This is a genomic window from Facklamia sp. P12937 (assembly GCF_050409505.1).
GTDB lineage: Bacteria > Bacillota > Bacilli > Lactobacillales > Aerococcaceae > Facklamia.
The window spans coordinates 54,494-78,530 of record NZ_JBNUPI010000007.1 but is presented as its reverse complement, the minus strand read 5'-3'; the positions used below and the strand labels follow the sequence as shown (position 1 = coordinate 78,530).

Genomic DNA, 24,037 nt, shown 5'->3' with positions numbered 1-24,037 from the left:
AGTAATAATTGTAGCTCTTTTTAAGAAATTTTATTTTAAAAACAGTAATAAAATGCTCTTTTTAAAATGTTTCCTATCTCATAAAATTCTTTAAATTATTTTCGCTATTGACACGAACATCCGTTCGTATTAAACTGTTGCTTACAGGAGGAATTTGTAATGACTATTATTGATTATAGCCGTGAACCTAAATCTGATATTGCTTTTATCGATATGAAATCCTTCTATGCGAGCGTAGAGTGTGTTGAGCGTGGCTTGCATCCTCTAAGAACAAGCCTTTGTGTCATGAGTCAAACAGACACTTCTCAAGGTCTGATTTTGGCTTCTTCTCCCATTTTTAAGCAAGTTTTTGGGCGTAGCAATGTGGGACGAACTTATGATTTACCCTTCTCTCTTCATAATCGACGATTCAACTATCGCAACGCTCGACGTAATGGCTTACGAACGGATCCTGCCTATGTTCGTTATATTGAATCTTGGGCCAAACGTTCATTATTTGTGCCACCCAGGATGGACCTTTATATTAAAAAGAATATCGACCTTTTAAAGCTGTTAACCCAGTATGCTTCTGAAGAAGATATTCTCCCCTATTCAATTGATGAAAGCTTTATTGATTTAACGCATGTTTTGAACTACTTTATTCCTGATCGTCAGGTGTCACGTCGAGACAAATTAGAAATGTTAGCTAGTAAAATTCAACTGGATATCTGGCGTAAAACAGGAATCGCTTCAACCATTGGTCTTTCTAATGCCAATCCTTTATTAGCTAAGCTCGCTTTAGATAACGAGGCTAAAAAGAAGCCGACCATGCGAGCAAATTGGTCCTATGAAGATGTTGCAAGCAAAGTATGGGCCATTCCAAATTTAACTGATTTTTGGGGGATTGGTAAGCGCACAGCCAAACGACTCAATCAGTTAGGGATTCATTCCATTTATGATCTAGCCCATGCTAATCCTGAACAATTAAAAAAGGAGTTCGGTGTAATTGGCTTGCAATTATTCTTTCATGCCAATGGGGTCGACGAAAGTAAAGTTAGTGAGCCTTATCGTCCGAAGTCTAAAGCTATCGGTAATTCGCAAATTTTACCACATGATTATACTCAGCAAGCAGATATTGAATTGCTTTTAAGTGAAATGGCAGAACAAGTGGCCATTCGTTTAAGACGGGCTGGCAAAAAAGCACAGCTGGTCTCTGTCTCTGTCGGTTATTCCAAAGCAGTTGACCTATCTCCTCTTCGAGCTCAAACCAAAATCGATCCTAGCCAGCAAACAAAAGTCTTAACAGCCACTGTGATTGAGCTCTTTCGCTCTAAATATAAAAACGGACCCGTTCGCCATATTGGTGTTCGTTATTCGGGCTTGGTAGAAGAAAACATCCATTACTTTTCGCTTTTTGAAGAGCCAAGACAAATATCAAAAGAAGAGCGCCTCGATAAAACAGTAGATGCTATTCGAAAACGTTTTGGCTACGTCTCTGTTTTAAAAGCTAGCGCCTTACTAGAAAGTTCTCGTTCCATTGCTCGAAGCAAGTTGATGGGTGGTCATGCAGCAGGCGGAGCAGGCGGATTGGATGGTTTAGAGTGAGTGTAGATCGGTCTTACTTATCATCTAAAGCTGCACGTCAATATCAAGATCGCAAAATGGCTAAATGGATGGGCTTTTTCTTATCAGAACATAGCTCTGCTCTGTCACACAGCTTTACTGACTCAAGCCCGGCCAGACTGTCTCCTAAGGAGAAATTTCTTCTACTCAGCCAAGCCTATGTTCAAAAACTCTCCATTAGCCTTATTTATCAAGGCAATCATCCAAATAAAGCCCACCAATCATTTACCGGCACTCTTAAAGAGCTAAATCTAGACCATTGTGCGATTGAAGACCCCCTTTCTAGAAACTATCTCCTTTTAGCTTTTGAACAAATTATCGATATTACACTTGCTGAGGAGGTGGAATAATGAAAACCAATGGCTACCACCATAATCAAACACAATTTGATTATTTCAGTGAAAATTATCAACGATTTCAAGAGGATTTCTATCGTTATTCTAAGCTGAAAGTTCCTCTTGCTTTTCTAGAGGATGAGTTATTACGAATGATGTCGGCATCAACCATTAATTATTTTCGTATCCCTCAAAAACACAGTCTCGACCAACGTACTCACACTTTTGTTTTCAAGGTGCGTACCGATAAGCGCAACCATTTAATTCGCATTTACCAATATCAGTATCATTATGTTGATTAAAGTTCTACCCTCAATCCCAGCCTATCAAGCTAGGATTTTAGTGCTATCCATCTTTCTATTCAAAAAGCCCACTCATTTGAGTGAGCTTTTTTCTAAGCTTGATTAGCAAACTGACTTTAATAGCCGTCTGCATAACACCCATTAGCTACTTAAAGCAAATCATGTTTCCTTTTTCACTAATATTACCACTCTTCATCAACAAGATAATATCGGCATTACAAATAGTCGATAAGCGGTAAGGCATTACGAAGGAGGTCCCCCTCCCTTACCTTATCCATACCTTCTTCATTTAATCTTTCTAAAAAACTATCGACTGAAGAACGTACTTCATCCAATGCTAAGATGGCTGGATTAAAGAGCACAGCTCGATCAATGGTATCCATTGCTTTTGAAGCAGGGAAATATTATTAGCTTCTTTATTTATTTCCTTATGTAGCAAGATAAAAACTCGATTAAAAAGGGGCTTCACCTTTCAATCGAGTTCGTTAGATCAGTTAATTACTAATGGTTAATGGTATCTATTTTTGTGTGGACTTTCATAGGAAAAGAAGGTGAATCCTTCGCCAATCACTTGTTGAACGTCTGAAATAGTGACGAAGGCTTTGGGATCAATTTGAGTCACTAATCTTTGTAATTGAACAACCTGATTACGATTCACTATTGCCAGTAAGACTTCCCTTTCTTGCTTAGAATAGTAACCATATGCCCTAAATACAGTGATACCTCGCACCATCTCTTTAATTACTATATCCGCAATTTCTTCTTTCTTAGAGGAGAATATCATCACGGACTTTCGACGGTTGACCCCATCTGTCACAAAGTTTACGGTCTGACTCGCAATAAACATCATCATGATTGTCACAATCGTCATATCTACACCAATGATGAAGCTTGAAGCTAAAATGACTAGCATATCACACATTAACAAACCAGCAGAGAAACTGATTCCTAGATACTGCTGCATAATCATAGCAACAATATCCGTTCCGGCAGTAGTCCCGTTGCCTCTAAGAACTAAACCAATACCTGCTCCCAATAGCACACCACCTGCTACAGCAGGGATAATAATATTTGTTGCAATATAAGGATCGGGTTGGATAAGGTTCAAACAAAAACTTAAACAAGTTGAAGCATAAATTGTATAAAGCAAGGTTCGCCTACTTAGGTATTTCCATCCAACCACTAATAAAATGGCATTAACGATGAAGTTGCTTGTACCGGTTGGTATTTTAAGTAAATAATAGGCCAACATAGAAACACCCGTTACACCACCATTACCAAAATGATTAGGAATGAGGAAATAATTAACCCCATAGGCATAAACAATGCAACCTAAAGTCATTATCAAAACAGAATAAAGAATCCCTTTCGGTGTTATTTCAAAATAGTCCATTACTTTTTTTACCATTGCCACCACTCCTTTACTATCAAGGATATTATACCCTTTTTTGACAAGAATGTAATCACTTTCAAGTAGGTTTTTAAAATCTTAGTAAATTATAATCAATCATTAATTTATTTTATTGTTTCAATAGTTATTGACAGCGCTGAGTTACCATTCCTAATAATTTGCAAAAGTAATGATGGTATATTTTTTCTCTTGTTAAGACTTTTATTTAAGTTAAAAACAATAAATTTTTATAAAACAAATTTAATTATTTATATTTTTTAAAAAAAGGATGTTATATCTGATTTTTTTGTATATACTATTAACAATAAATTTTTGAAAGATGGTTGGTGTTGATGTGTGCAAAGAATAAGTTGAGTGTGATAGCAGTAAGTTTAATGATAATAGTAAGTTCTCTCTTTAATTTTGATGTTAATGCCCATGCAAGTACTTCAATAAAGGAAACAGCTAATGTTAATGATAATGTTGTAATGGATTTTTATAAAGAAAATTCAGAGTATTTTGACACTTCGGAAAATGGTGATGAGACAGTTGTAACTATCACAGATGATAAACTTATAAAGTATTTTAATGATCTAGGAATAGATACTTCTAAATTTTCAAATGATAGTACTAGCATGTTAAGAAGACAAAGTAACGGGGTAACAAAGTTGGTATGGCATGGAAAAGCATCAAAAGGTAATGTGGATGTATATATAAGTGCGTCAACGTTTAGTATTCTAGGTGGAGCTGGTACGGGAGTTGCAACAAGATTTATACTTATGTTGTTACCACCACAATTTAAACTTGCAGCAGCGGCTATAGATGGAGCTATTGGTGCTATCGGTTTTTCTGACTATGCAAGAGTATTTGTTGTAAAAGGATTTCGTTATCAATACAATTATTTACAATAATCGTAACTTAAAAGGATCATTAGGTGAATTTTATGAAGAAACTAAGCAAAATAATAAATGAGTTACTTTTTGTAGGAGTATATATTTTGGTAAGCGTATTAATAACATTTTTCCAAGGGAAATTAACGATTTCATATTTTTTTGATAACTTATTGTATAGAATAATAGGATTTGTGTTTGTGTATTCATTATTTTATTTTGTAGATAAAAAACATAGGAAGGAAAATAATTATGAAAAAAAATAATTATATAAAATCAATATTAATTCTAACTATATTTTTAGGTCTATCAACTATATCTGTTTCTGCTGAGGAAAACGATCTAACAAAAGAGGATTATATAACTACATAATCTGTTTCTGTTGAAGATAATGATCTAACAAAAGAGGATTATATTACTACACAATCTGTTTCTGTTGAAGATAATGATCTAACAAAAGAGAATTATATTACTACACAATCTGTTTCTACTGAAGATACAGATGTAACAAAAGAGGATTATATATTCAGGTCGAAAGTTTGGCCTCCGCGTACTCTTTTTGTAGAAGTATGGAAAGTGGTACCAACTGACCCGGGTCCGGTCCCTAGATCCTATAAACAATGGTATGTAGAGTATAGGAACGGCATAAAATATGAAGGATATATATCATGGACAGGTGCTAAAAAATATATACTGTCGCTCCTGTTAAATTACAATTTTTATTTAGAGGTATCATAAGATTAGCAAAAATTTAGCAATACTAAAAAGCAAGATAAATTATTAATTTAATTCATCTTGCTTTTTTAATATTTATTTTTTCAAAAAATTACTTTTCGAATTGATACTATATTAAATAGCTTTATTTTCGGTGTTACGACAAACTTCTTTTGTCATTTTTTCCTTTTAATAAATGTATCATAAGCTAATCATTCGTCTTAATCCACTTTTTTAGTTTTACATAATTAGTTTATTTGTTGGAAAAGCCCGCTTACATCGTTGACATCGATAGTAAAAAGGATTCCCTTACCCGGTTGGTCAATATCCATGGCTTTAGAAACTTTTTCAATGATTTCAGGCACTTTTTGTGTCTCAACAATCATTAAGACAAGCTCTTTTTCCGGTTCAATTTGAACATTAAAAATCTTAGGAGCTTTCTTCGAACCTAGTCCTCGACCATGGAGGATAGTTGCTCCACCTGCTCCTTCTTCACGAGCAGTTTCCACTACTTCATCCCCTGAATCACGATCAACAATTGTAGCTACTAATTGATACTTACTCATTTCTTGACCTCCCTCATTAAATTCATGCATTAACTGGTGACTGCCATAGACACTACTTGTATTAATTGAAAAGAGAATGCCCTTTCCTTTTTTAGGTAATTCACACTTTTCGGTTAAGACTTGATGAATTTTTTCTTCATTCGCATGATCAACCAACATCAATAAGGCTTCACGCTTGGAATCATTCAAACCTAATAAATCTAAGAAAGGATTGGCAACTGTTCCTTCTGCTTGAAAGATCGTTCCACCGGTAGCTCCTGCCAGGCGTGCCTGCTCAAGGTAATAGGAGGCTGTACCCTTCTTAACAATTGCAAAAAATAAGACTGTCTGCATAAATTCCCTCCTATGCTATTTTTTCTTGTTTTAATTTCCACTTATAGATGATTCCGAGTAATAATATCATGACGATTGGCGCCATTGCAACCGTTGCGATGACACCAAAGCCATCCGTTACCACATCTGCCGTTGGAATCCGATCCGCTGCCCCTTGTGCAAAGGACAGGATGAAAGTTGCCGTCATTGGTCCGGAAGCTACGCCTCCCGCATCAAAAGCAATCCCTCCAAATAAATCATCTACAAAAAAGGATAAACAGATGGCTAAAAGAAAGCCAGGTAATAAATAATACCAGATTTGAATACTAGGCACTAGGATACGAACCAGTGACCCACTGACAGCTAGGCCTACTCCAATAGATAGAAAGACAAGTAAAAGTTTATTCTTAATAAAACCACCCGTTACCGCTTCAACTTGGTCTCCCAATACGTGAACGGCTGGCTCAGCCAAAACAATCACCAAGCCCATAATCAAACCAATTACGGGTAACCATGCCTGATAGTCACGCGCTAACATATTACCTAGAAAACGCCCCATATCCATAAAGCCTTGATTGACACCTATTAGAAAGAGAACCAGTCCAATCAAAGTGTAAGTAACCCCTTTGATAATCCGTTTGAGTTCACGCTTTTTGAGCTTAAATTGTTTCCAATTCATAATCGCAAACAAAATGGCTAAGGGAGCGAGGGCCATTAAAGACTCAAGCAAGGTGTGTCCAATAGCCAAAAAGAATGGGGCAATAATTCCCTCCGTATAACGATAAACTTCTGCTTGCCCTTGGAAACTTACTCCTGTAATAACTGATAATAAAATAACTGCTAAAATTGGCCCGACACTCATGGCGCCTACTAAACCAAAAGAATCTTCCTCAGCCATGTGCCCCCCTTTACGAGATGAAACAGCCGCTGACAATGCTAAGATAAAAGGTGTGGTTAAGGCACCTGTCGTGGCACCTGACGCATCGAAAGCAATGGCTATAAAATCATTAGAAACCAATAAGGCCATTAAGGCGATCAACCCATAAGCAATTAAGAAAAAATACTTAATCGAAAAGGAAGACAAAATCCGCACGATACCAAAAGCAATTAAGAAGCCGACACCAAGTGAGACCATTGCAACAATCACCGTTGAAGTAAGAGCTCCTCCCATCGCATCAGCCACCTGTTGGCCTAAAATAAGTAAATCAGGTTCTGCGACCGTGACCGAAAAACCAATTACAAAGGCTAGCCCTGTAATGGCCCAAATATTGGGAGCATCTGCTACACTTTTCCCCATCAAATCTCCTATAGGACTCATACCAACTTCCACACCAAATAAGAAGATCGTTAAACCTATAATTAAAAAGACAGCCCCTATTAAAAAACGAATCATCATATCTGCCGACACATTGACCATGGTCAATGAAATGATCACGACTATAAGTATAATAGGCAGTACAGAAGCTAACACTTCTTTTAATTTATCGACTAATAAATCCATAACATTCCTCCTTCATAAATATTATTTCTCCTTCATCATACCATAGCTTAGCTTGACTTTTGCTTAAATCTTTATCACCATTCATTCCGTTCATCTTTTACTTGCATTTTTACCTTCATACCTTGACTTAAAAGTGTATGGCTCGTATAATACACTTAAACAAGCTGTATTATGATTGTGGGACACATCTTGGAATATAATAAAGCTTTAATGGAGGTAAAATAATGAAACTTGCACCCAATCTACCCATCTATACCCAAATTATTACTTGGGTAAAAGATCAGATCATCACAGGCAAATATACGCCGGGTTATCAATTGCCCTCAAGAAGACAATTAGCAAAGGAATGGAAAGTCAATCCCAATACCGTTCAAAAGGCATTTAAAGAAATGGAGGACTTAGGTATGATTGTTACTCAAGCTCAAAGACCTAGCACCATAACAACTGACACGCAATTAATTTCTCAACTTAAATATGAATCCATTGATCAAGCCATCGAAAACCTAGTCGATGTTTTAATTCCCATGGATTTGCAATTAGAAGATATCATCCAACGCCTTACCCATAGCTATCAAATTAAAAAGGAGGCCATTAACCATGATTAAAATCGAAAACCTCAACAAGTCTTTCAGTAAGCATAAGGTCCTTAAAGACATCAATTTAGAAGTTAAACCAGGTGAAATCACTGGATTGATCGGCATTAATGGTACAGGAAAATCGACCCTCATTAACTGTATTGCCAGACTTTTGCCTTATCAAGGGGAAATTTATATTGATGAAATAAAATTGCGAGATGCTAAAGCTAGAATATGGCATGTTCCCGATTACCTCAACTTTCCCCCTTCGATGACGGTTAAAGCATGCAAAGAATTTATGTACAATCTCTATCCTGCTTGGAATCCTACTAGAGCACAAGATATCCAAGATTTTTTCCAATTAGAAGATAGTAAGCGCATTAAAGAGCTATCCAAGGGGAATCAAGCAAAACTTAATTTAATGTTAGGCTTATCTTTAGAGGCAGATTATCTTCTGTTAGATGAACCCTTTGCTGGCATCGATGTCTTTAGCCGGGAAGAAATTCTTGAACTCTTTGGTTCATTTATCCAAAAAGACTGTGGTGTCTTAGTAACCACTCATGAACTTTACGATGTCGAACACTTTATCGACCGAGCCGTTTTAATGAGTGAGGGCCAAATCAAACACTCTATCTATTTAGAAGATATGCGTGAAAATGAAGAACTATCCTTAGTTGAATGGTTAAGAAAGGAGTTAAATTAAATGAAAGAAATATTAAGTTTAACTTATTTTGAAATACAAAGACAGAAACTTTACTGGTTATCCATCGCTTTAATCTATCTCGTCCTATCCTTAATTTCTATTAATAATAATATACAAAGCAATTTTCAACAAAATATGGTTATTCAGCCAAGTATATTGCTGAATATCATAAATATCGCCTTTATTATCGGAGTTATTAGTACGGCCATTGCGACCCTTTTAGTCTGGTTAAAAGATTGGTTTAGCCAAGGTAAAATGATTTCTCGCTGGTTAGCTGGCCCTTTTAAACGATCCAGCCTCTACCATGCAAAATTTCTAAGCCTCGTCTTTTATTTTTTCCTGAATATTTTATTCGTTTATTTTACAGTATATGTTTTTCATTTTCTCTTACAAATGATCTTACAAGAGCGGTATTCAAATGATATGCCCCTCTATCTCGTTTTCAACTTTTCTTATTTCACCAATCTTTTCACCGAATCCATCTGGGTATCGCTTGTTAATATCTTAGCCTGGCTTGCCTTGATTCCAATCACCCTTCTATTTGTACTGCTTGAACGCGCCTATTCCTGGAAATGGTCTGTCCTCTACTTGCTCATCCTAGTAGCAGGAACATATCTTACTGGAAAACTCATAGCTTTTGGTATGCTACCTACTAATCTCGAGTTTCATGCGTTTTATCCACTCAGTTTTATCCTTGTAGGAAGTATCACTTACTGGATTGGCAGTCAATATGTCGCAAAAGATCTGCATATTTAAAGGAGGTAGAAAGATGAATTATTATAAACAAATGATTAAATACTTTGCAATCATTGGCATGGGGTTAATCTTATTAGTAGGAAGTCTCTATGGTCTTAACTCGCCGATTATTGGGAAATTAACCTCAATAAAAGGAGATGAAAAACTAACCAATCTACCTGAAGAGTATGTCCAACTAAGTAGTCAAAACAGTTTCTTCTCTCTGCCAGAAGAAATGTTCCAAAATAAAAGTGGAGATTTTCAGTTGAGTCGTTCAAATCTTAAATTCAAAAGCCTTGATTTTGAGGGAAATAAAGAATTAAAAGCATTAGCTAAAGAAGCCCCCAACTTTTTCAAAGGAATAGATTCACTAGAACAAATCTATCAAGGAGATAAGCACTATTTCTGGATTGAAAGTGATTTGTTTTCTAATGAAGAAAAACCCATCAAAGTTCACTTTTTAGACTTTACAAATAAAAAGGAGCTTATCAAAGATATTCCTACAATCAAAACTTCAATTAAGGACTCGGATAAAATCTATCTGCAAAATGTTCAAGTCCGACAAGTTGATGGTAAATATTATCTAATGTGTCTTTACAATATCGAATCGGGAAACAGCAATAGCGACAAATTTTCCTTTAAAAACAAAATTACAATTTACCAACTTGATGAAGTCAACAAAGAAAACCAATTTAAACTCATTAATGAAGAAGACTATACTGTATATAGTGATGAGGAAACTCTAGCTAAAGATGTTTGGTTCAATAGTCCATTCTTAAGTAGTAACCTCTCTCTTGATGCTCCCTTTATTCAAACTAGCTATAATCTTGAAAATGACGAGAATGGTCCCTTCTTTCTGTTTGATTTTAAAGACCAATCATGGCAAGAAACTAAAGTAACCATTCCAAGTTCAAATAGCTTCGAAATCCTGACTGCTGACTCTAACCATATTTATATCATCGAATATCAAAAAAATAAGCCTCACTTTGGTCGCTACTCAATAAAGGAAGATAATTATATCGGTGAGATTCCGATTGAACATTTTGAATCTTTGGAAGTTGGGCTAGGCATTCAAGTGATTGACTATAACAGTAAGGGGCCATCTCTTCTCTCCCTCAATGATTCTGGCAAGAAATATTATGGCTATTACGATTTAAACACCGGACAAAGCCAGTCACTCTTTAGAATCGATTTTCCTAAAGAGTATCAGAATTATTTAGATCTTTTAATTTGGAATTAAAGAATCATACGCACCCATATTGTACTTTAAAGGAGGCTGACTAATGTCACAGCCTCCTTTTATTTTAAAAAAGTTATGCCTTTAATTTTAAAAGAAAACCATTTCCTTTTTATTACTTAAAGTTACATTATAATTAGATATTTATTTATGCTTCTTAGCTATATTCCCCATCGAATAGCCACTTTAAATTACTGGAAATATTTTAGCCATCAACTATTTAAAGAGGAAGTGAAATGAAAGAGGCTTTTACGGCTGGTGAGCATGATGACCTCGGGTGACACAACTGCTTTGCGCAAGGGAAAAAGAAAGCAGAAAACTAGAGGAAGAAATTTCAAAATTTGAGAAAATACTTCAATCAAAAAAGAGCAATTAAACAGTCAACAGAAGATGAGTTAATAGCCGATAAAAGCAAAGAATCAGAAAGTATTATTTTAATTGATAAGACAGACTTTTATAATATAGCATTCAAAGAAATTGAAATAAACGACCAATGATGACTACGGCTTAACTGTCACTTCAACAAATCATTAGACAAACAAAAAAGCAGTCTTAGTTTAACTAGGACTGCTTTTAAGATGTTAGGCATTTTAAAAACTTCGATTAAGCTTCAACAGCTACTGGGTAAACTGAAACTTTCTTAGCTTTTTTACCCTTGCGTTCGAATTTAACGATTCCATCAATTTTTGCAAATAATGTATCATCGCCACCACGGCCAACATTTTCGCCTGGATGGATTTTTGTTCCACGTTGACGGTAGATAATTGATCCACCTGTTACTTCTTCACCGTCGCCAACTTTAGCGCCTAAACGCTTAGCAATGGAATCACGACCGTTCTGAGTAGAACCTCCACCTTTTTTAGTAGCGAATAGTTGTAAGTCTAATTTCAACATAGAGAGCACCTCCTATAGTATAGTTTGTTTAATCTGGATATATTCGGGATAAGCTTGTTCTGTCACTTCTAAAGCTAAAATTAAATGACGCATCAAAAGTTGCACATCATGTTTTAACTTCTTTTGTTCAATCGATGGTAGTACGAGCTTGAGATAACCACCTTCCATTTCATTAACAGTGGTTTCTACAGGCACTTGCAAGAGTTGGTAAAGAGAGTTTTCTACTGAAATAACTTGGCTAGATACTGCGGCACAGACAATATCTTGTCCATGTTCACCATAACCAGCATGTCCTGTCATTTCGATTGCTTTAACTTCTTGACCCTCTTTTGAAAGGCTGATTTGTACTTGAATCATGATTAAGCCTTAATCGCGTTAACAGTTAATTTAGTGTATGGTTGACGGTGTCCTTGCTTACGGTGAGAATCTTTACGACGTAAATATTTGAAAGTAACCACTTTCTTTTCGCGTCCTTGTTTCTCAACAGTCGCTTCTACACTTGCTCCAGCAACTAATGGTGAACCTACCTTTGTTTCACCTTCACCACCTACTAAAACGACTTCATCAAAAGTCACTTTATCGCCTTCAGCAACGTCTAGCTTCTCAACGAAGATTGTTTGTCCTTCTTCTACCTTAATTTGCTTGCCGCCTGTTTTTATAATTGCGTACATTCAAGCACCTCCTATTATTAGATTTTCGGTATAAATACCTACACTTAGACTCGCCAACTTGAGTGGCTAATGCACTTAAACTCAAGGATGAGCGGTTGCAGTTGTGGTGCTACACAAATACAACATTAGTAGGATATCAGAATTACTTTAGACTGTCAATAATTCTAAGGAAAGATATTTTTGGTAAATTACCAAATGCGAAGGCGCTCCTCTGGAGCTAGCCACATGCCGTCCCCTTCTGACGTTTCAAATGTTTCATGAAATTCATCAAGATTCTTCACTTGGACATTGGCGCGTAATTCTGCCGGTGCATGAACATCTACTTGAAGCAACATTAATTCATACTCTGGACGCGCTTTTTGACACCAAATACGGGCCCAATTGATAAAGAACTCCTTATAATCTGTTTCTCCTTCATTTTTTAAGGCATTTAATGCAGCTGTCAAACCACCTCCATCTGCAATGTTTTCAGAAACGGTAACTTGCCATTTACTTTCCCTTGGCCAAACGGCATACCATCCCATTGATCAACCATCGCTTGAGCTTTTTGGTTAAAAGCTTCAAAGTCTTGCTCAGCCCACCAGTTATTCAAGTTACCATTTTCATCAATTTTAGCGCCATTATTATCGAAAGCATGCGAAATCTCATGAGCTATGACAGCTCCAATTCCTCCATAATTCGCCGCTCTTGATTGATCCAGACTATAGAAAGGAGCTTGTAAAATAGCGGCTGGGAAACAAATATTGTTTAAAGTGGGATTGTAATAGGCGTTCACTCTATCTGCTGGCATCAACCATTTATCTCGGTCCACCGCTTGCTTGTATTGTGAAAAATGGTCTTTTTGATGAATCCTCTTTAACGATAAACAATTTTTAAAAAGAGAGCTCTCTGCATTCACTTTTAAGTCTTTATAATATTCTGGATAGTCGTTTGGAAAGCCTATTAGATAGTTAAATTTTTCTAACTTTCTAATTGCTAATTGAATGGTTTCATCACTTAACCATTGGTTCTTTTCCAATCTTTTTTTGTAAACTTCAATCATCGCTTTGACCATGCTCTCTATATCGCTACGAGCTTCGAATCCTAGATATTTTTTGCCATAATAGGTGCCTATCACTTGATCAAACAGATCCCTTACTAGGTAAAAATAAAATTTTTTCGCTTTCATCGGTTCAGGCGTTCCCGATAGAGCCAATGAAAACTCACTGCCTTTTAAACGAAAATCTTCACCTAACACTCCGGATAGGTCATTAATTGTGCTTACTATTATCCAAGATTTAAGAAGTTCAATATTATCCGACTGAACAATTTCATCTAGATGTTCAAAAAAAGAAGGTTGAGTAACAATAATTTTTTCTGGCACTTCTTTGATAATCTGCTTAATAAAAGAATCAATTGCAATTTCTTGACAATAATCTTTCACTTCAGCAATGGATCGTGCATTATAATTTTGGGTATAGTCCGCTAATTCTTCTTGCGTTTTCTGATAGCTAGCTAATTTACGATCAAATTCTATACAGTTTTTTACCCATTGTTGACTTTGGTCCTTATTATAACCAAGACTTATTAATAATTCTTCGCTTTGTTTTTGGTATATGTTCAAAAGAAATTGTCCTTTTTCATTTTCTTCATCGTAATAAGGAGTGTCTGGCAAAATTAACCTTGGGACATCCATATAAAGGCAATTTTGTTCCGCATTTTTCATGTCTGGTTCAACGGATAAGTTAATTAACGAAGGTAATTTATAGTTTAATAGTTCCACCATTTTAGCTGTAATAGCTTGATAATCTGCTTGTGAAAGGATACTATTTAAAAAGTCTTTAGCTTCTGCCAAATTGTCTTTCTCTTGATGTTCAAAATCAAGTGCTTTTTTATAAAGCTTGATAAACTCTAACATTAAAGGATCCGTAGTAGTTAGTTTCCCTTCAACTAACGCGTTGATATCCTTCAAACAAACTTCTTCAACTTTCTCGGCTAATGACATAAATCCACCTGTAGCTGGTTTGTCTGAAGGAATCACCGCTTCTTCTAGCCATTCCCCATTTACCGCTTGATATAAATCATCTTTTAATAAAGAGTGATTGATCGCCATAATAATTCCTCCTCTTTTGTTGTTTTATTCTCTTAATTATAACATTTTATTTCAAATGCATAAAAAAACCGGGAAATAGTTCCCGATCTTCTTTTAAAAGATAATATGATCATCATAACCTAACCAACGCACAAGCAACCGATTAGGAAGATACATGAAAAAGGTTAAGGCCATATTAAAGATTAGAGTTGGTCCTAAACGCATCACAACATAGTCTTCAAAAAGAAGCCTACTTAGTCCTACTTGTTGATAGAAAAGATAAACAACGAAATCAATAATAGTTATTGAAACGATAAATAACATCATATGGATAATAGCGTTGCGTGGAAAGTGACGCCTGATTGAAAGAATAAAATATGCGATGAGAAAATAAAGAATGGCGTATAGGCCTAAAATGGTTGAATTATAAGCATCTGCTATTAACCCTATAAAGAAAGCATAGATCATAATTGAAGTATTACGTAAATAAAAGGAAAAGGTTACAATAAAATAGAGCAGTAGATGTGAAACAATGATTTGTTCATTTCCTAAAAAGGCTGTGGGAAAGATAGAGGGCAGGGCTGAATCGATTACTAAGGCAAAGAGTAAGACAAGTGGAACAATACCCACAATGTTTCTTTCTCTTTGATAGCCAAATTTAGTCGAAAAATTATTCATCTTGCTGAGCTCCTTCACGTAAGATCACTGTTACAAATCGAATATCAGTCATCTCTCCAGCCGGTTTTACTCTTACCGTTTGGAATAATCCTTGGGCATCCATTTCTGTTTGGGTAACTTCTCCAACAAAGAGCGAGGATGGTATTACCCCCCCTAAACCAGAAGTAATGACCATATCTCCCGCTTTTACTTTAGCATCTGGCAAAACTTGAGTCATGATGAATTCTTTGTCCTTCGGGTCATAGTCACTGATCACACCAATTGCAGAAGATCCATCTTTATCCGTTTGAACACGAGCCGATACCATACCGTCTTTTGATTGGTTGCTAGTTAATAAAAGAACCTTAGAAGATGAAGGATATACCTCTATAATACGTCCAATCAGACCGTTTCCAGCCATAACAGCCATATTTTCTTCCATACCCTGTTTGGAGCCTAAATTGATAATAAGGGTTTCTGTCCATTGATCAGGATTTCTTGAAATAACAGTACCATGAATACTGGTGAATTTAGAAAGAGTTTCTGACAAGTCAAGTTCTTGTCGTAATTTTTCATTTTCAGTCTCCAAATCGGCAATACGCACTTGCATTTCATAAGATTTATCAATTTTTGATTTGAGTGCTTCATTTTCTTCAAAAGTATTGACTAAATCGTCCACAGAATTCACAAACTGAACCACCATGCTTACTGGTTCAGAAAATACTCTGCCGGTCCAGGAGATTGTTTCATTAACAGCTGTTTTGACCACATTATTCGTTCCATTGAAAAGAGAATAAGCGATTAAACTGCTAATGACAATCCCACCCAGAAGAATTCCAATTAACTTCTTATTATTAAGCATATTTTGCCTTCTTTCTACTAGTAAACAATTATCTTAAACTCCGCTCAATCGCTGATGATTGACGATCCAACTCATTAAACATACGTCCTGCACCCATAGCGACACAGTCGATGGGTAAATCGGCTCTTCGTACAGAAAGACCTAATTCTTTTTCAATTCGTTCTGGTAGATGTTTAAGTAAAGACCCGCCACCAGTCAAAATAATACCTGTTTCCATGATGTCTGCAGATAATTCAGGGGGGGTTAATTCTAACACCTGTTTTATTCCTAAAATAATTTGATGAATTACTACATCAATTGCTTTTGCAACTGTCTGAGTGGATACTTTGGCTTCATTGGGCACGCCGGTTATAACATCTCTACCTTTTACAATTAAATGATCATTTTCTTCTTTAGGATCATACAAGGCTTCCCCTATCACTATTTTTAAAGTCTCTGCCGTATAATTTCCTATAATTAAATTGTGTTCTTGGCGAACTTGAGATTGAATTTCTTCATTCATATTATTACTGGCTGCACTAAGCGTTAAGGAATCTACAATCTCGCCATATGATAAAGTGGCGATATCGGTAGTACCTCCACCGATATCCACAATCATTTTTCCTCTTGCTTCTTCAATTGCTAAATTCGCTCCTAGAGCTGCTACAAAAGCCTCCTCAACAATCATTGCTCGGTTGATTCCTAATGATTTGATTGCATCAATTAGTGCCTTTCTTTCTACTTTAGAAATTTGGCTTGGCGAACTAATGACAACTTCTGGTTTTGAGAAGGAATGACGTAAGGCTTGAGTAATAAAATGGCCCAACATCATTTTGGTCATTGAGAAGTTAGCGATAACGCCCTTACGAATGGGGTAAATCATTTCATAACGGTTTGACGTTCTTCCAACTAGTTTCGATGCTTCTTTTCCATAGGCAACAACTTCTCCTGATTCTTTGTCAATTGCTACTATAGAGGGTTGGCGCAATGCAATACCCTTTCGTGCAATGTAAATGATGGTTGTTGAAGTGCCTAAGTCAATTCCAATTTGCTGTTTGCCAAAAATCCCCATGCATTCATCCACCTTTCAAATAATAGCAATAGCTTTGTAAATTATAGCAAAAAAAAAGTTTAAAAACTAGCGAACCCTTTCTTTGCTCAACTGAATTTTAAATTTTGGAAATTTCATTTGGTTTTTAAACAACTGCTTGAGCACGATTATAGCTATCAAAAAATACCGCAAGGTTATTTAGTTCCCTTACGGTATTTTTTGATTCGATAGATTAGATTGGTCGAAAGTCTAGGCTAATTTTTCAACATTAACTGCTTGAGGTCCACGAGCGCCTTCCTCAACTTCGAATTGAACTGCTTGTCCTTCTGCTAAAGTTTTGAAGCCTTCACCTTGGATGGCTGAGAAGTGTACAAATACGTCTGAGTCACCCTCACGTTCGATAAAGCCAAAACCTTTAGATTCGTTAAACCATTTTACTGTACCTTGTTCCATTTACAAATATCCTCCTCGTGCCTAAGCACCTGTATTAATTATATTCTTGCTCTTGGTACGAAGTGGAATTCCCAAACTATGATACCCCTTACAAAAACATATCTAAATTCTAACATAGCTGGCTATTCTATTTCAATAGTTTTCAAGTATTTTATCATTTAGCATTTAAAGATAACTAAATAAAACAATCACTCGCTTCACGCAAACTCAAATAGCGATCGTTTCCAATAATCAAATGATCCAAAAGTTCAATCCCCATCATCTCCCCACACGCTATCATTCGCTTGGTAAATAGCAAATCTGCCTGTGAAGGATCTGGATTACCAGAAGGATGGTTGTGAGCAATAATTAGCCTTGCAGTTGGATATTTTACCGCTTCTTTAAAAATTTCTCTTGGGCAAGCTACCGAACTATTGACCGAACCGATAAAGATGGTTTGTTTTTTGATAATTTCATTCTTACTATTTAGAAAAAGAGCGACTAAATGTTCTTGATGAAGGTCTCCCATCTCTTTAATCAACCATTGCCCTGCTTGAGAAGTTGAAGTTAGAGCGCCCTGTTTTTTAAATTGGGCATCTTGCACTCTACTCCCAAACTCAATCGCTGCTTTTATCTCAACTGCTTTAGCAGGACCAATTCCTTTAATCGATTGGAGTTCACTAAGTGAGGCAATTTTTAAAGTGTTGAGTGGTTCAAAATGACTAAGCAAACGAATGGCTAAGTTTAAGACATTTTCTTTTTTGCTTCCTGTTCTAAGGAGAATAGCCAACAATTCATGATTGGATAAATTTTTAGCACCGTATTGTCTGAGACGTTCGCGCGGCTGGTCTTGCTGGGTCATTTGACGGATACAAGAGTTATTCGATGACAAAAGAATTCCCCCTTACTGCTAGTATCAATAAATACAAGAAGTAAGGAGGAAAAGTGCTCGCTATTATTCAATAAGTTAAATCATTTGGTGAGCTAAGAGATAGGCTCTAGCTTCTGAGACAAAGTATAGAGAGCCCGTTATTAATAAGAGGGCCTGCTTATTATTTTGATTATTTAATTGATAATCATTCATCCAACTTTTCCAATCATCAACGTAATGGGCTTTATGACGATTGACAATTGATTCGGCTTGTAAAACTTCTGCAAAATCTTTTTCTTTCATAGCTTCGAAATGGTGGAAGGAAGTCAAATAAACTTTTTCGGCATGAAAATTCAACAATAAAGGAACTTGTTCTGCTTGATTTTTCTTCTTTAAACCTCCATAAATAATGGTGATCTCGAAAGCAGAAAAATTCTCATCTACCACACTTTTCAGTGCGGTCAGCCCTTCCATATTATGCGCCCCATCTAAAAAGATGTATGGATTTTCAAAAATCTTTTCTAATCGACCAATCCATTTTGTCTTTTGCAAAGCCTCTCTCGCTTTGGGCCAATCAATCGTTTGCTTTTGGTGAGCCATCCATGAAATAAATACTTGCAAAGAAACGGCCGCATTTCTCACCTGATGATCTCCCACCATATTTATTTCAAAAGCTTCTTGTGGAATTGCTTGACTGTCAGTCCAAAATTGGAATTGAGTCTTAAAAGGGCTTAACTTGATAATATTTTTGACACCGAAAGTTTGGTCATAAGAGTGGTGGACAGCTGTGCGAGCATTTGCCCATTTATCAATAATGCTTAGAGGACTTTTTTGAATAAGTCCTGTGACAACCTCTTTTTGCGGCTTGATGATGCCCGCTTTTTCAAGAGCAACGGACTCTAAGGTGTCTCCTAACATATCCGCGTGATCCATACCAATAGAAGTAACAACGGCAATCTCTCCGTCTAAAACATTAGTACAATCCGACATGCCTCCGATTCCTGCTTCGATCAAGCAAACATCCGGTTTTTTTTCTTGAAAATATAAGCACATCATAATAGTAAATAGTTCAAAATATATTAAACGACCATAAGGAGAGTAGGCTTCCATGTAATCATTTAATTCAACCAATTGATTGGTTAAACGAATGAGCGCTTCGTCACTAATTTGTTGACCATCAAAAGTAATTCTCTCATTAAACCGCTCAATATGTGGCGAGGTGAAAGATCCTACTTTATAGCCCTGGCTCGACAGTAAATCTCTTAAATAAGCTACCGTTGATCCTTTACCATTAGTCCCGGTGATATGGATAATTGGTAAATCTTTGTGAGGATTTCCCACATATTCCAAAGCTTGATACATTTTAGTCATATCAGGTCTTGGGATAGGATTGATTTGGTTTAACAACCAATGAGTCGCCTCATCAACATTTGTAAACGTCATTTTGATTCCTCTTTTTCTAACTTTTTAGATTAATGGTTTTAATTCTTCAATTCTTTCTTGCACTGCTTTTAACCTTTGTTCATATTCAGCTAATTTAGTGCGTTCACCTTCAACTACTTGAGCAGGTGCTTTAGCAACAAATCCTTCATTCGAAAGTTTCTTCACTAGACGTTCGACTTCTTTTTCTAACTTAGTGACTTCTTGCTCCAAGCGCTTAATCTCATCCTCTATTTTGACTAATCCAGCTAATGGGATGAAAATTTGTGCAAATGAAAGTGTCTGTGTAACCATTTCTCCTTCTATTTCAGGATTAGCGGCAATTTCTAAGTGGTCTGTGTGACAGAAACGATTAATGTATGCCCGGTTACTTTCTAAACTTTCTTCAATACCCTTATCTTGAACTTTAATAATCATTTTTAAAGCTTTAGATAATGGTGTGTTCATTTCATTTCTGATTTGACGCACCGCTGTAATGACTTCAATCAATTCCTGCATTTGTTTTTCAGCAATATCGTTTTTGTATTCTTCTTTAACGGTTGGATAAGCTGCTGTAACGATTGATGCAGCTTGTGGAGCAATTTGCTGCCAAATTTCTTCAGTTACAAAGGGCATAATTGGATGTAATAGACGTAAGAATTGGTCCAAAACATAAACAAGAACTGATTTAGTGGCAAAATGATCATGTTCTTGATCTTGCAACTGTTCTTTAGTCATTTCGATATACCAGTCACAGTAATCATCCCAAATGAAATGATATAAGACCCTACCTGCTTCTCCAAATTCAAAGCGTTCAAATAAACGGCTTACTTCTTCAATTGTTGTTTGTAAACGGGAAAGAATCCACTGATCGGCAAGTGTCAAATCTTGCTTGATTTCTAAATTTTCAATGGTTAAATCACCCACATTCATTAATACATAACGTGAAGCATTCCAGATTTTATTAATAAAGTTCCAAGCTGCTCCCATCTTTTCAGTGGAGTAACGAATATCTTGTCCGGGAGTCGACCCTGTGGCTAAGAACCAGCGAAGGGAATCCACCCCATATTCATCAATAACGTCCATTGGATCAATTCCATTGCCTAGCGATTTTGACATCTTACGCCCCTGGCTATCACGGATTAATCCATGAATTAAAACATTTTGGAAAGGTCGTTTACCCGTAAACTCTAAAGATTGGAAAATCATACGCGACACCCAGAAGAAAATAATATCATAACCGGTCACTAGGGTACTGGTTGGGAAGTAGCGACGATAATCGTGACCTTCTTCTGGCCAACCCATGGTTGAAAATGGCCACAAGGCAGATGAGAACCATGTATCTAAAACATCCGGATCTCTTAACCAATTTTCTTCATCACTGGGGGCTTGTTCGCCAACATAAACTTCACCTGTTTCTTTATGGTACCAGGCTGGAATTTGATGTCCCCACCAAAGTTGACGTGAGATCACCCAATCATGAACATTTTCCATCCAAGTTTGGAAAGTTTGATTAAAGCGTGGTGGGTAAAATTCAACTGCTTGATCGGTTGCTTGATTAGCCAAAGCTTGCTGGGCTAAAGGTTTCATCTTGACAAACCACTGAGTAGATAGATAAGGCTCTACGACCGCCCCAGAACGCTCAGAATGGCCCACTGAATGCGTATGTTCTTCAATCTTAACTAAGTAGCCTTGCTCTTTTAAATCTTTTACAATTTGCTTGCGTGCATCGAAGCGATCCATGCCTGCATATTTTCCACCTAATTCGTTAATAGTGCCATCTTTTTTCATCACATTCATTCGTGGTAGATGATGACGGTTACCGACTTCAAAGTCATTCGGGTCATGAGCTGGGGTAATCTTCACTACACCTGTACCAAATTCTCGATCCACATACTCATCTGCTACGACAGGAATTTCACGATTCATTAATGGTAAGAGTACTTTTTTACCGATCAAATGTTGATAACGCTCATCAGCAGGGTGTACAGCAATCGCTGTATCACCTAAAAGTGTTTCAGGACGGGTGGTGGCAATTTGAACCACTTCATCACTACCAACCATTGGATAATTAACATGATAAAAAGCACCTGGTACATCTTTATGGATCACTTCAATATCGGATAGAGCCGTTTGGGCTTTTGGATCCCAGTTAATAATATATTCTCCCCGATAGATAAGTCCTTTTTCATAAAGTTTAACAAAGACTTTATTAACTGCTTTGTTTAAACCGTCATCCAGTGTAAAACGTTCACGCGCATAATCGACTGAAATACCCATTTTCCCCCATTGCTGGCGGATAATGGTTGCATATTCTTCCTTCCAAGACCAAGTTTTTTCTAGGAATTTCTCCCGCCCTAAATCATGACGACTTAAGTTTTCATCTTCTGCTAAACGCTCTTCCACTTTAGCTTGAGTCGCAATTCCAGCATGGTCCATACCAGGTAACCATAAAGTATCATAGCCTTGCATTCTTTTAGAACGGATAATCATATCCTGCAAAGTCACATCCCAAGCGTGACCTAAATGTAATTTACCCGTTACGTTAGGGGGTGGAATTACAATTGAATATGGCTCTGTTTTAGAATCTCCTGAAGGCTTAAATACACCTTGTTCTATCCATTTTTGATATTTACCTGCTTCAACCGTCTGAGGTTGGTACTTACTTGGCATTTGCTTCGTATTTTCTACCATCGTTACACCTTCCTTAATTCATTTTCATAAAAAAAATCCTATGCTTTGCATAGGACGTCAATTACGTGGTACCACCTAAATTTAATCAAGTAAAAAGTTACTTAATCACTCTTTCTTGTTAACGGAGCAGACTCCGTAAGACACTATTGTTGATTTCTCATGTCTTATGACTCCAAGCTACCTTCATTCATCGAGAAACTTTCAGCGCAAGGTTTCCTCTCTGGGTGGTGATGAATTACTCTTCTCTTCTTAGTCAAATTAAAATTTAAGTTGGACTTATTTTATCATTCTTTACAGCTTTGAACAAGGCCTTCGCCATTTAATCATTATTTGCTAAATAATCTTTCACTAACTGAAAAACTGCCTCAATTTTATCTTCAAAAATCAAAGCATTGGGCTTGCTAATTAGAATTGGTGTCTGATTAATGATTACTTGAGAATCTCCTCTAAAATAATGAATAAATGAAGCGGCCGGATAAACATTTAAGGAAGTTCCTGCGATAATCATGAGGTCTGCTTGACTAATGGCTTGGATTGATTGATTAATGGTCTCTTCATTCAAGCTTTCTTCATATAACACCACGTCCGGCTTAATAATCGCTTGATCTTTAGGACAGCGTGGAATGCCCTGAGCATCTTTTTCTAATTGATCCAGAGCATAGTAGCTACCACATTGCGTACAATAATTATTTAAAACAGACCCATGAAGTTCTAAGACTCGACTTGAACCAGCCTTTTGATGGAGGCCATCGATATTTTGGGTGACAACTGTCACTTCTTTTCCTTTGTTTTCTAATTCTTTTAGAAAAAAATGAGCCAAATTGGGTTGTATTTCTGGATAGACTAAATGCTCAAAATAGTATTCAAAAAAGATTTGAGGATGTTGTTTATAGAAGGAATGCGAGATTATTTCTTCCGCTGAGTATTGGTAATTGGTTTCTTGCATAAACAAACCATCTGCAGAACGAAAATCTGGAATACCAGATGCGGTTGAAACACCGGCTCCACCAAAAAAGACAATCTTGCGACTTTTCTGAATGATTTGAGCAAATTCTTTGATCTGATTTTCGATCATTATTTTCAATCTCCTTTAAATTTTAAAAAAGAACCGTCAACAACCACTTACATCAGTCGTTAGACAGCTCTTTTTAATATCTTATAAATTATAAACTAGCGATTACTTCAATTTCTACTAACACATTCTTAGGTAAGGTCTTAACAGCCACTGCTGAACGAGCTGGTTTGGATGTGAAATATTCAGCATAAATTTCATTAAAAACGGCGAAATCACCCATATCTGCCAAGAAACATGTGGTTTTTACAACATTTTCTGCAGAGTATCCTGCTGCATTTAGTAGAGCATCGATATTAGCAATTACTTGCTTTGTTTGATTTGTTATTTCTTTTGCTTCTATTTCACCTGAGGCTGGATTGATTGGGATTTGACCTGAACAGAAAAGTAGCTCTCCTACTTGTTTTGCTTGAGAGTATGGTCCAATTGCTGCTGGGGCTTTTTTTGTATTGATTGTTTTAATTTCTGTCATAATTACTCCTCTTTCTTAATGAATTCTTGC

25 protein-coding genes, 1 pseudogene and 2 other annotated features are annotated in these 24,037 nt (G+C 36.4%); of the genes and pseudogenes, 9 read left to right on the top strand and 17 right to left on the bottom strand.

Annotated features, from left to right (window positions below):
- The first annotated feature begins 159 nt into the window (after positions 1 to 159).
- Genes ACQV2R_RS04020 through ACQV2R_RS04010 form a run of 3 tightly spaced genes read left to right on the top strand, consistent with a single transcriptional unit; the run spans position 160 to position 2,239 of the window.
- On the top strand, positions 160 to 1,584 hold the full coding sequence (locus tag ACQV2R_RS04020) for a Y-family DNA polymerase (RefSeq protein WP_428875001.1): 1,425 nt from the start codon (positions 160 to 162) through the stop codon (positions 1,582 to 1,584).
- On the top strand, positions 1,581 to 1,952 hold the full coding sequence (locus tag ACQV2R_RS04015; protein ID WP_428874405.1) for a hypothetical protein: 372 nt from the start codon (positions 1,581 to 1,583) through the stop codon (positions 1,950 to 1,952). The genes ACQV2R_RS04020 and ACQV2R_RS04015 overlap by 4 nt, the downstream gene beginning before the upstream one ends.
- Positions 1,952 to 2,239, top strand: a complete 288-nt coding sequence (locus ACQV2R_RS04010) for a DUF5960 family protein (protein WP_428875000.1) — start codon at positions 1,952 to 1,954, stop codon at positions 2,237 to 2,239. Before ACQV2R_RS04015 ends, ACQV2R_RS04010 begins: the two co-directional genes overlap by 1 nt.
- 215 nt (positions 2,240 to 2,454) lie before the next feature.
- On the opposite strand, the gene ACQV2R_RS04005 is transcribed toward ACQV2R_RS04010, so the two are convergent.
- Positions 2,455 to 2,622 (bottom strand): hypothetical protein, encoded by a 168-nt coding sequence (locus ACQV2R_RS04005; protein WP_428874999.1) that lies wholly within the window; start codon positions 2,620 to 2,622, stop codon positions 2,455 to 2,457.
- Between the two features lie 125 nt (positions 2,623 to 2,747).
- On the bottom strand, positions 2,748 to 3,647 hold the full coding sequence (locus tag ACQV2R_RS04000) for a YitT family protein (protein WP_428874998.1): 900 nt from the start codon (positions 3,645 to 3,647) through the stop codon (positions 2,748 to 2,750).
- A gap of 377 nt (positions 3,648 to 4,024) precedes the next feature.
- Here ACQV2R_RS04000 and ACQV2R_RS03995 point away from each other — a divergent pair, with 377 nt between their 5' ends.
- Positions 4,025 to 4,540 (top strand): hypothetical protein, encoded by a 516-nt coding sequence (locus ACQV2R_RS03995; RefSeq protein WP_428885120.1) that lies wholly within the window; start codon positions 4,025 to 4,027, stop codon positions 4,538 to 4,540.
- Between the two features lie 941 nt (positions 4,541 to 5,481).
- Here ACQV2R_RS03995 and ACQV2R_RS03990 read toward each other — a convergent pair.
- On the bottom strand, positions 5,482 to 6,132 hold the full coding sequence (locus tag ACQV2R_RS03990) for a P-II family nitrogen regulator (RefSeq protein ID WP_428885119.1): 651 nt from the start codon (positions 6,130 to 6,132) through the stop codon (positions 5,482 to 5,484).
- A gap of 10 nt (positions 6,133 to 6,142) precedes the next feature.
- Positions 6,143 to 7,612, bottom strand: coding sequence for a DUF1538 domain-containing protein (locus ACQV2R_RS03985; RefSeq protein ID WP_428874995.1), 1,470 nt, complete (start codon positions 7,610 to 7,612; stop codon positions 6,143 to 6,145).
- A 224-nt stretch (positions 7,613 to 7,836) separates the two neighbouring features.
- On the opposite strand from ACQV2R_RS03985, the gene ACQV2R_RS03980 reads away from it, so the two are divergent.
- The 5 genes from ACQV2R_RS03980 to ACQV2R_RS03960 all read left to right on the top strand — a co-directional run bounded on the left by ACQV2R_RS03980 (position 7,837) and on the right by ACQV2R_RS03960 (position 11,359).
- On the top strand, positions 7,837 to 8,217 hold the full coding sequence (locus tag ACQV2R_RS03980; protein ID WP_428874417.1) for a GntR family transcriptional regulator: 381 nt from the start codon (positions 7,837 to 7,839) through the stop codon (positions 8,215 to 8,217).
- Positions 8,210 to 8,890, top strand: a complete 681-nt coding sequence (locus ACQV2R_RS03975) for an ABC transporter ATP-binding protein (RefSeq protein WP_428874418.1) — start codon at positions 8,210 to 8,212, stop codon at positions 8,888 to 8,890. The genes ACQV2R_RS03980 and ACQV2R_RS03975 overlap by 8 nt, the downstream gene beginning before the upstream one ends.
- The gene (locus ACQV2R_RS03970; protein ID WP_428882128.1) at positions 8,891 to 9,646 is read left to right on the top strand and encodes a hypothetical protein; all 756 of its coding nucleotides are present in this window, start codon (positions 8,891 to 8,893) and stop codon (positions 9,644 to 9,646) included.
- A gap of 13 nt (positions 9,647 to 9,659) precedes the next feature.
- Positions 9,660 to 10,865: a hypothetical protein gene (locus ACQV2R_RS03965; RefSeq protein ID WP_428885118.1), complete on the top strand. Its 1,206-nt coding sequence runs from the start codon at positions 9,660 to 9,662 to the stop codon at positions 10,863 to 10,865.
- Positions 10,866 to 11,203: 338 nt separating this feature from the next.
- On the top strand, positions 11,204 to 11,359 hold the full coding sequence (locus tag ACQV2R_RS03960) for a hypothetical protein (protein WP_428874421.1): 156 nt from the start codon (positions 11,204 to 11,206) through the stop codon (positions 11,357 to 11,359).
- Between the two features lie 106 nt (positions 11,360 to 11,465).
- Here the strand turns inward: ACQV2R_RS03960 and rpmA are convergent, their stop codons facing one another.
- From rpmA to ACQV2R_RS03895, 13 genes and pseudogenes are all read right to left on the bottom strand, one after another.
- Positions 11,466 to 11,756 (bottom strand): 50S ribosomal protein L27, encoded by a 291-nt coding sequence (gene rpmA / locus ACQV2R_RS03955; protein WP_090290150.1) that lies wholly within the window; start codon positions 11,754 to 11,756, stop codon positions 11,466 to 11,468.
- A gap of 12 nt (positions 11,757 to 11,768) precedes the next feature.
- Positions 11,769 to 12,113 carry a ribosomal-processing cysteine protease Prp gene (locus tag ACQV2R_RS03950; protein WP_428874991.1) on the bottom strand — a complete coding sequence of 115 codons (345 nt, stop codon included), beginning with the start codon at positions 12,111 to 12,113 and terminating at the stop codon, positions 11,769 to 11,771.
- 2 nt (positions 12,114 to 12,115) lie between these two features.
- On the bottom strand, positions 12,116 to 12,427 hold the full coding sequence (gene rplU, locus ACQV2R_RS03945) for a 50S ribosomal protein L21 (RefSeq protein WP_258436143.1): 312 nt from the start codon (positions 12,425 to 12,427) through the stop codon (positions 12,116 to 12,118).
- A 36-nt stretch (positions 12,428 to 12,463) separates the two neighbouring features.
- Positions 12,464 to 12,534 (bottom strand) — a sequence feature (ribosomal protein L21 leader region).
- Between the two features lie 81 nt (positions 12,535 to 12,615).
- Positions 12,616 to 14,519, bottom strand: a pseudogene (locus ACQV2R_RS03940) (M13 family metallopeptidase).
- A 93-nt stretch (positions 14,520 to 14,612) separates the two neighbouring features.
- Entirely contained in the window at positions 14,613 to 15,176 is a 564-nt protein-coding gene (gene mreD, locus ACQV2R_RS03935; RefSeq protein WP_428873893.1) for a rod shape-determining protein MreD, read from the bottom strand.
- Positions 15,169 to 16,017 (bottom strand): rod shape-determining protein MreC, encoded by an 849-nt coding sequence (gene mreC, locus ACQV2R_RS03930; protein WP_428874989.1) that lies wholly within the window; start codon positions 16,015 to 16,017, stop codon positions 15,169 to 15,171. Before mreC ends, mreD begins: the two co-directional genes overlap by 8 nt.
- Positions 16,018 to 16,045: 28 nt before the next feature.
- Entirely contained in the window at positions 16,046 to 17,068 is a 1,023-nt protein-coding gene (locus tag ACQV2R_RS03925) for a rod shape-determining protein (RefSeq protein WP_428873891.1), read from the bottom strand.
- A gap of 228 nt (positions 17,069 to 17,296) precedes the next feature.
- Positions 17,297 to 17,500: a cold-shock protein gene (locus ACQV2R_RS03920; protein WP_428873890.1), complete on the bottom strand. Its 204-nt coding sequence runs from the start codon at positions 17,498 to 17,500 to the stop codon at positions 17,297 to 17,299.
- Between the two features lie 175 nt (positions 17,501 to 17,675).
- Positions 17,676 to 18,341, bottom strand: coding sequence for a RadC family protein (gene radC / locus ACQV2R_RS03915; protein ID WP_428891855.1), 666 nt, complete (start codon positions 18,339 to 18,341; stop codon positions 17,676 to 17,678).
- Between the two features lie 105 nt (positions 18,342 to 18,446).
- Complete coding sequence (locus ACQV2R_RS03910) at positions 18,447 to 19,793, bottom strand: bifunctional folylpolyglutamate synthase/dihydrofolate synthase (protein WP_428891854.1); 1,347 nt, start codon at positions 19,791 to 19,793, stop codon at positions 18,447 to 18,449.
- Positions 19,794 to 19,817: 24 nt separating this feature from the next.
- Positions 19,818 to 22,463 (bottom strand): valine--tRNA ligase, encoded by a 2,646-nt coding sequence (locus tag ACQV2R_RS03905; protein ID WP_428891853.1) that lies wholly within the window; start codon positions 22,461 to 22,463, stop codon positions 19,818 to 19,820.
- Between the two features lie 47 nt (positions 22,464 to 22,510).
- Positions 22,511 to 22,723, bottom strand: a binding site (T-box leader).
- A gap of 59 nt (positions 22,724 to 22,782) precedes the next feature.
- On the bottom strand, positions 22,783 to 23,538 hold the full coding sequence (locus ACQV2R_RS03900) for an NAD-dependent protein deacylase (protein WP_428891852.1): 756 nt from the start codon (positions 23,536 to 23,538) through the stop codon (positions 22,783 to 22,785).
- Between the two features lie 88 nt (positions 23,539 to 23,626).
- On the bottom strand, positions 23,627 to 24,007 hold the full coding sequence (locus ACQV2R_RS03895; RefSeq protein WP_428873886.1) for a RidA family protein: 381 nt from the start codon (positions 24,005 to 24,007) through the stop codon (positions 23,627 to 23,629).
- Positions 24,008 to 24,037: the final 30 nt, after the last annotated feature.

Bases quoted from the DNA above. Each gene is read 5' to 3' on its own strand.
- ACQV2R_RS04020 (WP_428875001.1), top strand. From the start codon at position 160: ATGACTATTATTGATTATAGCCGTGAACCTAAATCTGATATTGCTTTT.
- ACQV2R_RS04010 (WP_428875000.1), top strand. From the start codon at position 1,952: ATGAAAACCAATGGCTACCACCATAATCAAACACAATTTGATTATTTC.
- ACQV2R_RS04005 (WP_428874999.1), bottom strand. From the start codon at position 2,622: ATGGATACCATTGATCGAGCTGTGCTCTTTAATCCAGCCATCTTAGCA.
- ACQV2R_RS04000 (WP_428874998.1), bottom strand. From the start codon at position 3,647: ATGGTAAAAAAAGTAATGGACTATTTTGAAATAACACCGAAAGGGATT.
- ACQV2R_RS03995 (WP_428885120.1), top strand. From the start codon at position 4,025: ATGATAATAGTAAGTTCTCTCTTTAATTTTGATGTTAATGCCCATGCA.
- ACQV2R_RS03990 (WP_428885119.1), bottom strand. From the start codon at position 6,132: ATGCAGACAGTCTTATTTTTTGCAATTGTTAAGAAGGGTACAGCCTCC.
- ACQV2R_RS03985 (WP_428874995.1), bottom strand. From the start codon at position 7,612: ATGGATTTATTAGTCGATAAATTAAAAGAAGTGTTAGCTTCTGTACTG.
- ACQV2R_RS03980 (WP_428874417.1), top strand. From the start codon at position 7,837: ATGAAACTTGCACCCAATCTACCCATCTATACCCAAATTATTACTTGG.
- ACQV2R_RS03975 (WP_428874418.1), top strand. From the start codon at position 8,210: ATGATTAAAATCGAAAACCTCAACAAGTCTTTCAGTAAGCATAAGGTC.
- ACQV2R_RS03970 (WP_428882128.1), top strand. From the start codon at position 8,891: ATGAAAGAAATATTAAGTTTAACTTATTTTGAAATACAAAGACAGAAA.
- ACQV2R_RS03965 (WP_428885118.1), top strand. From the start codon at position 9,660: ATGAATTATTATAAACAAATGATTAAATACTTTGCAATCATTGGCATG.
- rpmA (WP_090290150.1), bottom strand. From the start codon at position 11,756: ATGTTGAAATTAGACTTACAACTATTCGCTACTAAAAAAGGTGGAGGT.
- ACQV2R_RS03950 (WP_428874991.1), bottom strand. From the start codon at position 12,113: ATGATTCAAGTACAAATCAGCCTTTCAAAAGAGGGTCAAGAAGTTAAA.
- rplU (WP_258436143.1), bottom strand. From the start codon at position 12,427: ATGTACGCAATTATAAAAACAGGCGGCAAGCAAATTAAGGTAGAAGAA.
- mreD (WP_428873893.1), bottom strand. From the start codon at position 15,176: ATGAATAATTTTTCGACTAAATTTGGCTATCAAAGAGAAAGAAACATT.
- mreC (WP_428874989.1), bottom strand. From the start codon at position 16,017: ATGCTTAATAATAAGAAGTTAATTGGAATTCTTCTGGGTGGGATTGTC.
- ACQV2R_RS03925 (WP_428873891.1), bottom strand. From the start codon at position 17,068: ATGGGGATTTTTGGCAAACAGCAAATTGGAATTGACTTAGGCACTTCA.
- ACQV2R_RS03920 (WP_428873890.1), bottom strand. From the start codon at position 17,500: ATGGAACAAGGTACAGTAAAATGGTTTAACGAATCTAAAGGTTTTGGC.
- radC (WP_428891855.1), bottom strand. From the start codon at position 18,341: ATGACCCAGCAAGACCAGCCGCGCGAACGTCTCAGACAATACGGTGCT.
- ACQV2R_RS03910 (WP_428891854.1), bottom strand. From the start codon at position 19,793: ATGACGTTTACAAATGTTGATGAGGCGACTCATTGGTTGTTAAACCAA.
- ACQV2R_RS03905 (WP_428891853.1), bottom strand. From the start codon at position 22,463: ATGGTAGAAAATACGAAGCAAATGCCAAGTAAGTACCAACCTCAGACG.
- ACQV2R_RS03900 (WP_428891852.1), bottom strand. From the start codon at position 23,538: ATGATCGAAAATCAGATCAAAGAATTTGCTCAAATCATTCAGAAAAGT.
- ACQV2R_RS03895 (WP_428873886.1), bottom strand. From the start codon at position 24,007: ATGACAGAAATTAAAACAATCAATACAAAAAAAGCCCCAGCAGCAATT.